General features: G+C 50.2%; 15 protein-coding genes. 10 read left to right on the top strand and 5 right to left on the bottom strand.

Features of this window, described 5'->3' with window-relative positions:
* Nucleotides 1–15: 15 nt before the first annotated feature.
* A complete protein-coding gene (gene ybiV, locus BFF42_RS15255; RefSeq protein ID WP_000114242.1) occupies nt 16–831 on the top strand; it encodes a sugar-phosphatase YbiV in 816 nt (271 codons plus the stop codon).
* A gap of 151 nt (nt 832–982) precedes the next feature.
* Entirely contained in the window at nt 983–2248 is a 1266-nt protein-coding gene (locus BFF42_RS15250; protein WP_000168810.1) for a DUF1479 domain-containing protein, read from the top strand.
* Between the two features lie 240 nt (nt 2249–2488).
* Here BFF42_RS15250 and BFF42_RS15245 read toward each other — a convergent pair whose 3' ends face one another.
* Nucleotides 2489–4081, bottom strand: a complete 1593-nt coding sequence (locus BFF42_RS15245; protein WP_000961462.1) for an ABC-F family ATPase — start codon at nt 4079–4081, stop codon at nt 2489–2491.
* Between the two features lie 218 nt (nt 4082–4299).
* On the opposite strand from BFF42_RS15245, the gene ldtB reads away from it, so the two are divergent.
* Nucleotides 4300–5220, top strand: coding sequence for a L,D-transpeptidase (gene ldtB, locus BFF42_RS15240; RefSeq protein WP_001056384.1), 921 nt, complete (start codon nt 4300–4302; stop codon nt 5218–5220).
* Nucleotides 5221–5278: 58 nt separating this feature from the next.
* Here the strand turns inward: ldtB and BFF42_RS15235 are convergent, their stop codons facing one another.
* The gene (locus BFF42_RS15235) at nt 5279–6397 is read right to left on the bottom strand and encodes an anion transporter (RefSeq protein ID WP_000056460.1); all 1119 of its coding nucleotides are present in this window, start codon (nt 6395–6397) and stop codon (nt 5279–5281) included.
* Nucleotides 6394–6861, bottom strand: coding sequence for a manganese-binding transcriptional regulator MntR (gene mntR / locus BFF42_RS15230; RefSeq protein ID WP_000091016.1), 468 nt, complete (start codon nt 6859–6861; stop codon nt 6394–6396). Before mntR ends, BFF42_RS15235 begins: the two co-directional genes overlap by 4 nt.
* Nucleotides 6862–7046: 185 nt before the next feature.
* On the opposite strand from mntR, the gene mntS reads away from it, so the two are divergent.
* Both mntS and opgE read left to right on the top strand, forming a co-directional pair.
* Nucleotides 7047–7175 carry a manganase accumulation protein MntS gene (gene mntS, locus BFF42_RS15225; protein WP_001001760.1) on the top strand — a complete coding sequence of 43 codons (129 nt, stop codon included), beginning with the start codon at nt 7047–7049 and terminating at the stop codon, nt 7173–7175.
* A 271-nt stretch (nt 7176–7446) separates the two neighbouring features.
* Nucleotides 7447–9030 (top strand): phosphoethanolamine transferase, encoded by a 1584-nt coding sequence (gene opgE, locus BFF42_RS15220; protein ID WP_001054678.1) that lies wholly within the window; start codon nt 7447–7449, stop codon nt 9028–9030.
* A gap of 48 nt (nt 9031–9078) precedes the next feature.
* Here the strand turns inward: opgE and ompX are convergent, their stop codons facing one another.
* Entirely contained in the window at nt 9079–9594 is a 516-nt protein-coding gene (ompX, locus tag BFF42_RS15215) for an outer membrane protein OmpX (RefSeq protein ID WP_001295296.1), read from the bottom strand.
* A gap of 52 nt (nt 9595–9646) precedes the next feature.
* On the bottom strand, nt 9647–9712 hold the full coding sequence (locus tag BFF42_RS15210; protein ID WP_120795379.1) for a protein YliM: 66 nt from the start codon (nt 9710–9712) through the stop codon (nt 9647–9649).
* 234 nt (nt 9713–9946) lie between these two features.
* Here BFF42_RS15210 and rhtA point away from each other — a divergent pair, with 234 nt between their 5' ends.
* The 5 genes from rhtA (at nt 9947) to glnQ (ending at nt 14303) form a co-directional block, all read left to right on the top strand.
* Complete coding sequence (gene rhtA, locus BFF42_RS15205; RefSeq protein WP_001295297.1) at nt 9947–10834, top strand: threonine/homoserine exporter RhtA; 888 nt, start codon at nt 9947–9949, stop codon at nt 10832–10834.
* A 298-nt stretch (nt 10835–11132) separates the two neighbouring features.
* Nucleotides 11133–11636, top strand: a complete 504-nt coding sequence (dps, locus tag BFF42_RS15200; protein WP_000100800.1) for a DNA starvation/stationary phase protection protein Dps — start codon at nt 11133–11135, stop codon at nt 11634–11636.
* Nucleotides 11637–12039: 403 nt separating this feature from the next.
* Nucleotides 12040–12786: a glutamine ABC transporter substrate-binding protein GlnH gene (glnH, locus tag BFF42_RS15195; RefSeq protein ID WP_000843880.1), complete on the top strand. Its 747-nt coding sequence runs from the start codon at nt 12040–12042 to the stop codon at nt 12784–12786.
* A 138-nt stretch (nt 12787–12924) separates the two neighbouring features.
* Nucleotides 12925–13584, top strand: a complete 660-nt coding sequence (glnP, locus tag BFF42_RS15190) for a glutamine ABC transporter permease GlnP (RefSeq protein WP_001159063.1) — start codon at nt 12925–12927, stop codon at nt 13582–13584.
* Entirely contained in the window at nt 13581–14303 is a 723-nt protein-coding gene (glnQ, locus tag BFF42_RS15185; RefSeq protein WP_000569083.1) for a glutamine ABC transporter ATP-binding protein GlnQ, read from the top strand. Before glnP ends, glnQ begins: the two co-directional genes overlap by 4 nt.
* Nucleotides 14304–14699 lie beyond the last annotated feature (396 nt).

The following is a 14699-nucleotide window of genomic DNA, read 5'->3' as shown; positions in this document are numbered from 1 at the left end:
GCCAGGAGCACACCTATGAGCGTAAAAGTTATCGTCACAGACATGGACGGTACTTTTCTTAACGACGCCAAAACGTACAACCAACCACGTTTTATGGCGCAATATCAGGAACTGAAAAAGCGCGGCATTGAGTTCGTTGTCGCCAGCGGTAATCAGTATTACCAGCTTATTTCGTTCTTTCCTGAGCTAAAGGATGAGATCTCTTTTGTCGCGGAAAACGGCGCACTGGTTTACGAACATGGCAAGCAACTGTTCCACGGCGAACTGACCCGACATGAATCGCGGATTGTTATTGGCGAGTTGCTAAAAGATAAGCAACTCAATTTTGTCGCCTGCGGTCTGCAAAGTGCATATGTCAGCGAAAATGCCCCCGAAGCATTTGTCGCACTGATGGCAAAACACTACCATCGCCTGAAAGCTGTAAAAGATTATCAGGAGATTGACGACGTACTGTTCAAGTTTTCGCTCAACCTGCCAGATGAACAAATCCCGTTAGTGATCGACAAACTGCACATAGCGTTCGATGGCATTATGAAACCCGTCACCAGTGGTTTTGGCTTTATCGACCTGATTATTCCCGGTCTACATAAAGCAAACGGTATTTCGCGGTTACTGAAACGCTGGGATCTGTCACCGCAAAATGTGGTAGCGATTGGCGACAGCGGTAACGATGCGGAGATGCTGAAAATGGCGCGTTATTCCTTTGCGATGGGCAATGCTGCGGAAAACATTAAACAAATCGCCCGTTACGCTACCGATGATAATAATCATGAAGGCGCGCTGAATGTGATTCAGGCGGTGCTGGATAACACATCCCCTTTTAACAGCTGACCTCTCTACCGGAGCCGTGCGCTCCGGTTTTCCCTTCTTTTTACATCCTGTACATCACATCAAATCATTAAACTTGCATTAACTTATTTATAACTTATATTGTCACATACAAATCATAATGGTTTCGAATGAAAGTTAGTGAGAGGTGGTTATGGCTTCTACTTTTACCAGCGACACATTGCCAGCCGATCACAAAGCAGCTATCCGTCAGATGAAGCACGCGCTGCGGGCGCAGCTTGGCGACGTCCAGCAGATCTTTAATCAGCTAAGCGATGACATTGCCACGCGAGTGGCTGAAATCAACGCACTCAAAGCACAGGGCGATGCCGTCTGGCCGGTGCTGTCTTATGCCGATATCAAAGCAGGTCATGTTACTGCAGAGCAGCGCGAACAGATTAAACGTCGCGGTTGTGCGGTGATAAAAGGCCATTTCCCCCGCGAACAAGCGCTAGGCTGGGATCAGTCGATGCTGGACTATCTGGACCGCAACCGCTTTGACGAGGTCTACAAAGGCCCCGGCGATAATTTCTTCGGGACGCTCAGCGCTTCACGTCCCGAGATTTACCCCATCTACTGGTCGCAGACGCAAATGCAGGCCCGCCAGAGTGAAGAAATGGCGAATGCGCAGTCGTTTCTCAATCGTCTGTGGACATTTGAAAGTGATGGAAAGCAATGGTTTAACCCGGATATGAGCGTCATCTACCCTGACCGTATCCGCCGCCGTCCGCCCGGAACGACCTCCAAAGGTCTTGGAGCGCATACCGACTCCGGGGCGCTGGAACGCTGGCTGCTTCCAGCGTATCAGCGCGTTTTCGCCAACGTCTTTAATGGCAATCTGGCGCAATATGATCCCTGGCATGCGGCACATCGTACGGAAGTTGAAGAGTACACGGTGGACAACACCACCAAATGTTCCGTGTTTCGGACATTCCAGGGCTGGACAGCGCTCTCTGATATGCTGCCTGGTCAGGGGTTGCTGCACGTTGTGCCCATTCCTGAAGCCATGGCGTACGTACTGTTACGTACGCTGCTTGATGATGTGCCGGAGGATGAACTGTGCGGCGTAGCGCCCGGAAGAGTGTTGCCGGTATCAGAGCAATGGCATCCACTGTTAATTGAGGCGTTAACCAGCATTCCAAAACTCGAGGCCGGAGACTCCGTCTGGTGGCACTGCGACGTCATCCATTCCGTTGCCCCCGTTGAAAATCAACAGGGTTGGGGCAACGTGATGTACATTCCTGCGGCACCGATGTGCAAGAAAAATCTTGCCTACGCGCACAAGGTGAAGGCCGCACTGGAAAAAGGCGCATCGCCGGGCGACTTCCCGCGCGAGGACTATGAAACAAACTGGGAAGGACGCTTTACGCTTGCCGACCTCAACATTCACGGTAAGCGAGCGTTGGGCATGGATGTTTGAGAGTTAATGGAAGTGAATTGATGTGGGATTAAGAAAATCGATTCGACGTTACTCAGATTGCTGACAAGTGCGCTTTCTTAATGCCTGATGCGGCGTTAACGCCTTATCTGGCCTACAAAGTCCTGCAGATTCAATATATTACAGGTACTGCGTAGGCCTGATAAGCGTAGCGCATCAGGCTATTTTGCATTTGTCATCAGCCGCCGTCACCCCGACAGTATCGGGGTGACGGATAATCACTTACTCGATCCCTTTACTACGCAGGTAATCTTCGTAATTACCGCTAAAGTCGATCACGCGTTCCGGGGTGATTTCCAGAATGCGGGTCGCCAGGGAGCTTACGAACTCACGGTCGTGTGAAACAAAGATCAGCGTGCCCTGATACAGTTCCAGCGCCATGTTCAGTGACTCGATGGATTCCATATCCAGGTGGTTGGTCGGTTCGTCCATGATCAGAATGTTCGGCTTCTGCATCATTAACTTACCAAACAGCATCCGCCCTTTTTCCCCACCGGAAAGCACTTTAGCTGGCTTTTTGATGTCGTCCTGGCTGAACAGCAAACGACCGAGAATGCTGCGTACCGCCTGCTCGTCATCGCCTTCCTGCTTCCACTGACTCATCCATTCGAACACGGTCAGATCATTTTCAAACTCATATTCGTGGTCCTGGGCGTAGTAACCAATGCGCGCGTTTTCAGACCATTTTACGGTGCCGCTGTCCGGTTGCAGATCGCCCACCAGCGTTTTCATCAGCGTTGATTTACCGACGCCGTTGGTACCCAGTACCGCAAGTTTTTCACCGACCTCCAGCAGCAGGTTGAGATTTTTAAACAGTGGACCGTTATCAAACCCTTTGGTCAGACCTTCCACTTCCAGCGCGTTACGGAACAGTTTCTTATCCTGTTCAAAACGGATGAACGGGTTCTGACGGCTGGAGGCTTTCACCTCTTCCAGTTTGATTTTATCAATCTGGCGCGCGCGCGAAGTTGCCTGGCGAGATTTCGAGGCGTTGGCGCTAAAGCGGCTAACGAAAGATTGCAACTCAGCAATCTGCGCTTTCTTCTTGGCGTTATCGGCCAGCAGACGTTCACGCGCCTGGGTCGCCGCCGTCATGTACTCATCGTAGTTACCCGGATAAACGCGCAGCTCGCCGTAATCCAGATCCGCCATGTGGGTACAGACCATGTTAAGGAAGTGACGGTCGTGCGAGATGATGATCATGGTGCTGTCACGCTCGTTCAGCACCTGTTCCAGCCAGCGAATGGTGTCGATGTCGAGGTTGTTGGTCGGTTCGTCGAGCAGGAGAATATCCGGATCAGCAAACAGCGCCTGCGCCAGAAGCACACGCAGCTTCCAGCCAGGAGCAACTTCACTCATCGGGCCGTAGTGCTGTTCCACTGGAATTCCCACGCCAAGCAACAATTCACCGGCGCGAGCTTCCGCAGAGTAACCGTCCATTTCGCCGTATTTAACTTCCAGATCGGCCACTTTATAGCCGTCTTCCTCACTCATTTCCGGCAAAGCATAGATGCGGTCACGCTCCTGCTTCACTTCCCACAACTCTTTATGCCCCATGATCACCGTATCCAGCACAGTGAACTCTTCAAAGGCAAACTGATCCTGACGCAGCTTACCAATGCGCTCGTTGGGATCGAGGGAAACGTTACCCAAAGTCGGCTCTAAGTCGCCGCCGAGGATCTTCATAAAGGTGGATTTACCACTACCGTTCGCGCCAATCAGGCCGTAACGGTTGCCGCCGCCAAATTTGACGGAAATGTTTTCAAACAACGGCTTACTGCCGAACTGCATGGTGACGTTACTGGAAACTAACACAGGCGTATCCTGAAAAGAGATATGACAAACCGCGCATTATGCCATAAGTCTGAAAGAAGATCCTGCTCCTCGCTTAAGGTCTACACTCAAGCCAAAGGCAAAAAATGTGATTTCGTACACATCTGATTTCACTGTGAGCTGGAATGAACTTATAATGCGCTTCCAATACTCTAATATTCTCAACCCAATGGCCTGCCAGGCACAAAATCTCGCTTAACATGAATATGAAATTGAAAACATTATTCGCAGCGGCCTTCGCTGTTGTCGGCTTTTGCAGTACCGCCTCTGCGGTAACTTATCCTCTGCCAACCGACGGGAGTCGCCTGGTTGGTCAGAATCAGGTGATCACCATTCCTGAAGGTAACACTCAGCCGCTGGAGTATTTTGCCGCGGAGTACCAGATGGGGCTTTCCAATATGATGGAAGCGAACCCGGGTGTGGATACCTTCCTGCCGAAAGGCGGTACTGTACTGAACATTCCGCAGCAGCTGATCCTGCCGGATACCGTTCATGAAGGCATCGTCATTAACAGTGCAGAGATGCGTCTGTATTACTATCCGAAAGGGACCAACACCGTTATCGTGCTGCCGATCGGCATTGGTCAGTTAGGCAAAGATACGCCTATCAACTGGACCACCAAAGTTGAGCGTAAGAAAGCAGGCCCGACCTGGACGCCGACCGCCAAAATGCACGCAGAGTACCGCGCTGCGGGCGAACCGCTTCCGGCTGTCGTTCCGGCAGGTCCGGATAACCCGATGGGTCTGTATGCACTCTACATCGGTCGCCTGTATGCTATCCATGGCACCAACGCCAACTTCGGTATCGGCCTGCGTGTAAGTCATGGTTGTGTGCGTCTGCGTAACGAAGACATCAAATTCCTGTTCGAGAAAGTACCGGTCGGTACCCGCGTACAGTTTATTGATGAGCCGGTAAAAGCGACCACCGAGCCAGACGGCAGCCGTTATATTGAAGTCCATAACCCGCTGTCTACCACCGAAGCCCAGTTTGAAGGTCAGGAAATTGTGCCAATTACCCTGACGAAGAGCGTGCAGACAGTGACCGGTCAGCCAGATGTTGACCAGGTTGTTCTTGATGAAGCGATTAAAAACCGCTCCGGGATGCCGGTTCGTCTGAATTAATCTTCAAAACTTAAAGCAAAAGGCGGACTCATAATCCGCCTTTTTTATTTGCCAGACCCTAGTTGGCCGGGAGTATAACTAACAAAACATATCCCACCAACGCCGCCCACAACAGCATCGGTATTGAATAGAGATGGAAACGCCACCAGATGCGGCGATCGTTCGCCATACGTAGCGCAATCAAACTTGCCAGCGATCCGGGTAATAACCCAAAGCCACCTACGTTTACCGCCCATGCCAGTAATAAAGACGGCGGCACATAGTTCAGCAACAATATGGTACTCGGCACGTTACTGATCACCTGCGATAAACCGATTGCCGTTAACCATAACCCGGGTTCAGATAGATGACTCACGTTACCCAACACGCCTTGCAACGCTGGAAGCTGGGTCAGTAAATGGACGTCGATAAACATCGCCATAAACACCAGCAGCAGCGTCCAGTCCACACTGAGCACCACGCGACGTGCCAGCAGCGCAAAGCCTGCCGCCACAATCACCAGTCCCCACAGCTCTTGTTTGAACTCCAGCGCCGTTAGAAAGACGATATACAGCCCCAGACAACTCCACACCAGCCGCGGTTTCCACTCCGGTGTTTGCACCCCCGTATGGTATTGCAGCACCTTTCCAGGGAAACAACACCAGCACAGGAGCAGGAGCGTCAGCATCATTGCGCCAGCCAGCGGTGCCATTTGGGCAATAAATCCGGCAAACGAAAGACCAGAACGTCCCCAGATAAGAATATTTTGCGGGTTGCCAATTGGCGTCAGTAGCGAACCAGCATTGACTGCCAGCGCCTCAAAAATAATCAGCCGATTAACCGGGATCTCACACAGTCTTTTTAGCGTGATAGTCAGCGGAACAACAATAAACAGCGCGACATCGTTGGTCAGAAAGGTAGAAAGCAGCGCCGCCGCCAGCACCATAAACATCGCCAGCCGACGCTCCGTAGCAAAGCGGCGCACCATTTTGCGCCCCAGCACATCAAAATAACCGCTTAACTCCACACCTTTGGTCAGCAGCATCAGGCCGCTTAAGGTGATGATGGTGTGCCAGTCGATAGCAGCAGGCCAGGATTTCGGTGCAAAGGGCACGAAAAAGCTTAATCCGATACCAACAAGAATTAATAACTGAAAAAAACGATCGCCTTGCAGCGTGCGTAAAAAAGGCAGGCTCATTTGGCACCGTGTTTCTGGGTAAACAAACGAAAAGCGTCGAGCGTCTCTTCACTAACATGGTGCTCCATGCCTTCCGCGTCGCGACGGGCGATTTCCGGACTGACGCCCAACACCAACAAGAAATTTTCGACTATCTGATGTCGCTCGCGGCTTTCCTGCGCCAGCTTCTCTCCTTCTGCCGTTAAAAACACGCCACGCCAGGGGATCATTTCAATCAGCCCCATGGTTGCCAGCCGCTTAAGCATTTTAGCCACCGTCGGTTGCGAAACTCCCAGACGAGCAGCCATGTCCACCTGACGAGCTTCCCCCACTTCCCTGATCAAGTCAGAAATCAGCTCAACGTAATCATCAATAAGCTCGCGCCGATGCGCCTCTCTGACCTGGCGGAACCCTTCAACGTGCTCTTCCACGTTCACTAACTGCGTCACTTTTTTTGCTGTTGGCGTACCTGCGCGACGACTCATTGTGCTTCCTCATTATGGTGACGCATACATAGCGTTCTCATTTCGTGCGCACATTGTAAACCAGAGTTGCGAAGGTACAAAAAATTAACGTTTTAGCAATAGCTATATAATATAGCCTGTGCTATATCTGTATGTAATGCAATCATCCCTCAAGGATCGACGGGATTAGCAAGTCAGGAGGTCTTATGAATGAGTTCAAGAGGTGTATGCGCGTGTTTAGTCATTCTCCCTTTAAAGTACGGTTAATACTGCTCTCTATGTTGTGCGATATGGTCAACAACAAACCGCAGCAAGATAAACCTTCCGATAAATAGCGGCGTCGCGGTACGCCGCTTCACTCCTGCTTTCATGCAGGCATAACGCGTTTTGGTCTGAAAAAACCCACTTTTTGTCGGATTTGCAATCCCCTTCGCAAAAGATTTGTTCGTCAGTAGTTGACCTGAACGGCGGCTCGCTCTATCTTCTTGCAGCCCTGCGTATATTGCGGCTCGCGGATGCGGACCCCTTTCCACTCTTCACGCACTCTTGCAGGTATTGACCCTTGACGCCAGGGTAAGCACATGGCGTTTGTTACGATAGTGGCATATGAATTTAACCCTCAAAGAATCGCTTGTTACCCGTAGCCGGGTATTTAGCCCGTGGACTGCGTTCTACTTTTTACAGTCGCTATTAATTAACCTCGGCTTAGGTTACCCCTTCAGTTTGCTCTACACCGCTGCGTTTACGGCTATTTTGCTTTTGCTATGGCGAACATTGCCTCGCGTACAAAAAGTTCTGGTCGGTGTCAGTTCGCTGGTGGCGGCTTGTTATTTCCCTTTTGCTCAGGCCTACGGCGCGCCTAATTTCAATACATTGCTGGCATTGCACTCCACCAATATGGAAGAGTCGACCGAAATCCTGACGATTTTTCCGTGGTACAGCTACCTGGTCGGCTTATTTATTTTTGCGCTCGGCGTAATAGCAATCAGGCGAAAAAAAGAGAATGAAAAAGCGCGCTGGAATACCTTCGACAGCCTGTGTCTGGTATTCAGTGTGGCGACATTTTTTGTTGCTCCCGTGCAAAACCTGGCCTGGGGTGGCGTATTTAAACTGAAAGATACTGGCTATCCGGTATTTCGTTTTGCTAAGGATGTCATCGTCAATAATAACGAGGTGATTGAAGAGCAAGAACGGATGGCAAAACTTTCCGGAATGAAAGATACCTGGACGGTCACTGCCGTTAAGCCGAAGTATCAGACCTATGTGGTGGTGATCGGTGAAAGCGCGCGTCGCGATGCCCTCGGTGCCTTTGGCGGTCACTGGGACAATACCCCGTTTGCCAGCAGCGTTAACGGTTTGATATTTGCTGACTACATTGCCGCCAGTGGCTCCACGCAGAAATCGCTTGGCTTAACGCTCAATCGCGTAGTCGATGGCAAACCACAGTTTCAGGATAACTTTGTCACCCTGGCAAATCGCGCGGGCTTCCAGACCTGGTGGTTTTCCAACCAGGGCCAAATCGGCGAATACGATACTGCTATCGCCAGCATCGCCAAACGTGCAGATGAAGTGTACTTCCTGAAAGAAGGTAATTTTGAAGCAGATAAAAACACGAAAGACGAAGCGTTACTGGATATGACCGCTCAAGTGCTGGCGCAAGAGCACTCGCAACCGCAGCTGATTGTTCTGCATCTGATGGGCTCGCATCCGCAGGCCTGCGACAGGACACAAGGCAAATACGAAACCTTTGTGCAATCGAAAGAAACGTCGTGCTATCTCTATACCATGACGCAAACGGACGATTTACTGCGCAAGCTGTACGATCAGTTACGCAACAGCGGCAGCAGCTTCTCTCTGGTTTACTTTTCTGACCACGGTCTGGCCTTTAAAGAGCGCGGCAAAGACGTGCAATACCTTGCCCATGATGATAAATATCAGCAAAATTTCCAGGTGCCTTTTATGGTCATTTCCAGCGACGATAAAGCGCATCGGGTGATTAAAGCCCGCCGCTCAGCCAATGACTTCTTAGGCTTTTTCTCGCAGTGGACGGGAATTAAAGCGAAGGAAATAAATATCAAATACCCGTTTATATCTGAGAAGAAAGCCGGGCCGATATACATCACCAACTTCCAGTTACAGAAGGTGGATTACAACCATCTCGGAACCGATATTTTCGACCCGAAACCTTAAAAACAAAAATCCGCCCCGAGAGGCGGATTTTTTATATCACCAAAGTGATTAGAAGCGGTAACCAACACCGGCAATCCAGGTGCCTACGTCAACGCTACGAATACGGCTCTGCTCGTAAGAGAAGTCCAGAGCAACGTTTTCCATCGGGTTGAACTGCAGACCAGCACCGTAGGAGAAACCGTAGTCGCTGGTGTCGTGTTTGTAGGTCGGGTATTCAGTGGTCTGGAATTTACCATAACCCACACCCACTACACCGTAGATGCTTGCCCAGTCGTTAATGCGGTAAGCCGGACCAGCAGTGATGCCGTAGTACTGGTTTTTGTTGTAGTCACCAGAGCTTGCAGTACGACTTTTCTCGGTGTAAGTGAAAGAACCGATCACACCCAGCGGGCTGTTGTCTTCTTCATAGCGGTATTTCAGGTTGAAACCGCCCATTTTGTTCATTTGGCCCTGAGCGTCGCTCTGTGCGTAACCGCCAGTTACGGTAGAAGTCGCAGCTACGGAAGTACCTGCGGTGAAAGCCAGAACTGCGGCCAGTGCTGAAAGACATGCAATTTTTTTCATAACCACCTCAAATGTGATTCAAATAAGTCCTAAGTTTTAAATATATCAAAAATTAATGGGAAACTCTTCGCGATTTGTGATGTCTAACGGGCCATTTCATGTAACAGAACGTTTCCATACACCGCTATCCATCTAAATTTAAATCACTTTTTCAGAGAACTGCGTAAGTATTACGCATGTTTTCCCTGTCATTCATCCAGATTATTCCTAATCACCAGACTAATGATTCCATCAATCCTGGCGCATTTTAGTCAAAACGGGGGAAAATTTTTTCAACAAATGCTCAACCAGCATTGGGTATATCCAGTACACTCCACGCTTTACTTAAGTCTAGATATTTGTGGGAGAAAGGATGCCTGGTTCATTACGTAAAATGCCGGTCTGGTTACCAATAGTCATATTGCTCGTTGCCATGGCGTCTATTCAGGGTGGAGCCTCGTTAGCTAAGTCACTTTTTCCTCTGGTGGGCGCACCGGGTGTCACTGCGCTGCGTCTGGCATTAGGAACGCTGATCCTCATCGCGTTCTTTAAGCCATGGCGACTGCGCTTTGCCAAAGAGCAACGGTTACCGCTGTTGTTTTACGGCGTTTCGCTGGGTGGGATGAATTATCTTTTTTATCTTTCTATTCAGACAGTACCGCTGGGTATTGCGGTGGCGCTGGAGTTCACCGGACCACTGGCGGTGGCGCTGTTCTCTTCTCGTCGCCCGGTAGATTTCGTCTGGGTTGTGCTGGCGGTTCTTGGTCTGTGGTTCCTGCTACCGCTGGGGCAAGACGTTTCCCATGTCGATTTAACCGGCTGTGCGCTGGCACTGGGGGCCGGGGCTTGTTGGGCTATTTACATTTTAAGTGGGCAACGCGCAGGAGCGGAACATGGCCCTGCGACGGTGGCAATTGGTTCGTTGATTGCAGCATTAATTTTCGTGCCAATTGGAGCGCTTCAGGCTGGTGAAGCACTCTGGCACTGGTCGGTTATTCCATTGGGTCTGGCTGTCGCTATTCTCTCGACCGCTCTGCCTTATTCGCTGGAAATGATTGCCCTCACCCGTTTGCCAACACGGACATTTGGTACGCTGATGAGCATGGAACCGGCGCTGGCTGCCGTTTCCGGGATGATTTTCCTCGGAGAAACACTGACACCCATACAGCTGCTGGCGCTCGGCGCTATCATCGCCGCTTCAATGGGGTCTACGCTGACAGTACGCAAAGAGAGCAAAATAAAAGAATTAGACATTAATTAAATTTACATTTCTGCATGGTTATGCATAACCATGCAGAATTTATCGCTACTTTTCCTCTACACCGTCTTTATATATCGAATTATGCAAAAGCATATTTATTCCGAAAATTCCTGGCGAGCAGATAAATAAGAATTGTTCTTATCAATATATCTAACTCATTGAATCTTTATTAGTTTTGTTTTTCACGCTTGTTACCACTATTAGTGTGATAGGAACAGCCAGAATAGCGGAACACATAGCCGGTGCTATACTTAGTCTCGTTAATTACTGGGACATAACATCAAGAGGATATGAAATTATGAGTACCGCTAAATTAGTTAAATCAAAAGCGACCAATCTGCTTTATACCCGCAACGATGTCTCCGACAGCGAGAAAAAAGCAACAGTAGAGTTGCTGAATCGCCAGGTTATCCAGTTTATTGATCTTTCTTTGATTACCAAACAAGCGCACTGGAACATGCGCGGCGCTAACTTCATTGCCGTACATGAAATGCTGGATGGCTTCCGCACCGCACTGATCGATCATCTGGATACCATGGCAGAACGTGCAGTGCAGCTGGGCGGTGTAGCTCTGGGGACCACTCAAGTTATCAACAGCAAAACCCCGCTGAAAAGTTACCCGCTGGACATCCACAACGTTCAGGATCACCTGAAAGAACTGGCTGACCGTTACGCAATCGTCGCTAATGACGTACGCAAAGCGATTGGCGAAGCGAAAGATGACGACACCGCAGATATCCTGACCGCCGCGTCTCGCGACCTGGATAAATTCCTGTGGTTTATCGAGTCTAACATCGAATAAATCCATCGCTGATGGTGCAGAACTTTAGTACCCGATAAAAGCGGCTTCCTGACAGGAGGCCGTTTTGTTTTGCAGCCCACCTCAACGCACTTATTTAGTGCATCCATCTGCTATCTCCAGCTGATTAAGTAAATTTTTTGTATCCACATCATCACACAATCGTTACATAAAGATTGTTTTTTCATCAGGTTTTACGCTAAATAATCACTGTGTTGAGTGCACAATTTTAGCGCACCAGATTGGTGCCCCAGAATGGTGCATCTTCAGGGTATTGCCCTATAAATCGTGCATCACGTTTTTGCCGCATCTCTAAAAATCAATGAGTTGCAAAACTGGCACGATTTTTTCATATATGTGAATGTCACGCAGGGGATCGTCCCGTGGATAGAAAAAAGGAAATGCTATGAAGTCTGTATTAAAAGTTTCACTGGCTGCACTGACCCTGGTTTTTGCGGTTTCTTCTCATGCCGCGGATAAAAAATTAGTTGTCGCGACGGATACCGCCTTCGTTCCGTTTGAATTTAAACAGGGCGATAAATATGTGGGCTTTGACGTTGATCTGTGGGCTGCCATCGCTAAAGAGCTGAAGCTGGATTACGAACTGAAGCCGATGGATTTCAGTGGGATCATTCCGGCACTGCAAACCAAAAACGTCGATCTGGCGCTGGCGGGCATTACCATCACCGACGAGCGTAAAAAAGCGATCGATTTCTCTGACGGCTACTACAAAAGCGGCCTGTTAGTGATGGTGAAAGCTAACAATAACGATGTGAAAAGCGTGAAAGATCTCGACGGGAAAGTGGTTGCTGTGAAGAGCGGTACTGGCTCCGTTGATTACGCGAAAGCAAACATCAAAACTAAAGATCTGCGTCAGTTCCCGAACATCGATAACGCCTATATGGAACTGGGCACCAACCGCGCAGACGCCGTTCTGCACGATACGCCAAACATTCTGTACTTCATCAAAACCGCCGGTAACGGTCAGTTCAAAGCGGTAGGTGACTCTCTGGAAGCGCAGCAATACGGTATTGCGTTCCCGAAAGGTTGCGACGAGCTGCGTGACAAAGTCAACGGCGCGTTGAAAACCCTGCGCGAGAACGGAACTTACAACGAAATCTACAAAAAATGGTTCGGTACTGAACCGAAATAATAACGCTACACCTGTAAAGCGCACTGGCAGTTCCCTCTCCCCTCTGGGGAGAGGATTAGGGTGAGGGGCGCAAACCCGCTCCGGGGCCATTAATTACCCTGAATTTGATTATTTACACCACGGTAACAGGAACAACATATGCAGTTTGACTGGAGTGCCATCTGGCCTGCCATTCCGCTTCTGATTGAAGGTGCCAAAATGACCCTGTGGATTTCGGTCCTCGGTCTGGCTGGCGGTCTGGTAATCGGATTGCTGGCAGGTTTTGCACGCACCTTCGGTGGTTGGATAGCCAACCACGTCGCGCTGGTCTTTATTGAAGTGATCCGCGGCACACCTATCGTCGTCCAGGTGATGTTTATCTATTTCGCCCTGCCGATGGCGTTTAACGACTTACGCATCGACCCATTTACTGCGGCGGTGGTCACCATCATGATCAACTCCGGCGCGTACATTGCGGAAATCACGCGTGGTGCGGTGCTGTCTATTCACAAAGGTTTTCGTGAAGCAGGACTGGCGCTCGGTCTTTCACGTTGGGAAACCATTCGCTACATCATTTTACCGCTGGCACTGCGTCGTATGCTGCCGCCGCTGGGTAACCAGTGGATCATCAGCATTAAAGACACCTCGCTGTTTATTGTTATCGGCGTGGCGGAACTGACCCGTCAGGGGCAAGAAATTATTGCCGGTAACTTCCGCGCCCTTGAGATCTGGAGCGCCGTGGCGGTGTTCTATCTGATTATTACCCTGGTGCTGAGCTTTATTCTGCGTCGTCTGGAAAGAAGGATGAAAATCCTGTGATTGAATTTAAAAACGTCTCCAAGCACTTTGGCCCAACCCAGGTGCTGCACAATATCGATTTGAACATTGCCCAGGGCGAAGTCGTGGTGATTATCGGGCCGTCCGGTTCCGGTAAATCGACCCTGCTGCGCTGCATCAACAAACTGGAAGAAATCACCTCCGGCGATCTGATTGTCGATGGCCTGAAGGTTAACGATCCGAAAGTTGACGAGCGCCTGATTCGCCAGGAAGCAGGTATGGTGTTCCAGCAGTTTTACCTCTTCCCGCATCTGACGGCGCTGGAAAACGTCATGTTTGGTCCGCTACGCGTGCGTGGCGCGAACAAAGAAGAGGCGGAAAAACTGGCGCGTGAGCTGCTGGCGAAAGTCGGTCTGGCAGAACGTGCACATCACTACCCTTCCGAACTTTCTGGTGGTCAACAGCAGCGTGTGGCGATTGCCCGCGCGCTGGCGGTGAAGCCGAAAATGATGCTGTTTGATGAACCGACTTCCGCTCTTGACCCGGAACTGCGCCATGAAGTGCTGAAGGTTATGCAGGATCTGGCTGAAGAAGGGATGACGATGGTGATCGTGACCCACGAAATCGGTTTTGCCGAGAAAGTAGCTTCGCGGCTGATCTTTATCGACAAAGGCCGGATTGCGGAAGATGGCAATCCGCAGGTGTTGATCAAGAACCCGCCGAGCCAGCGCTTGCAGGAATTTTTGCAGCACGTCTCTTAATAAGACACATTGCCTGATGCGCTACGCTTATCAGGCCTACAGGATATCTGGCAACTTATTAAAATTGCATGAACTTGTAGGACGGATAAGGCGTTCACGCCGCATCCGGCAAAAAAGCCCGCACGTTGTCAGCAATCTGCTTAATATCCCTTCCTCCCTTTCACCCGAAAGGGAGGCACACCAGATTCCTCTCATTTAAAATCGCCCCGTTACTTTATTCGTACCCCTTATAATGGGGTGTTAGCCAGCCAGACCCGGCATGATTACTGCCCCCAGTCGTCCATGATCCGGGGGGGTGATGTCACCGGGTCTGGTGGGGCGCTGGTAACCGCTAATAGGGGTCAGGTCAGGCACTTTTGCCGGGACCGTCTGTAACGTGGATGCCGGTACCTGCTC

The organism is Shigella sp. FC1661, from assembly GCF_001712525.1.
In the GTDB taxonomy this organism is placed as follows: Bacteria; Pseudomonadota; Gammaproteobacteria; order Enterobacterales; family Enterobacteriaceae; genus Escherichia; species Escherichia coli.
Note: the sequence above shows the minus strand (reverse complement) of the source record. Positions and strands in the feature narration are given on the sequence as shown.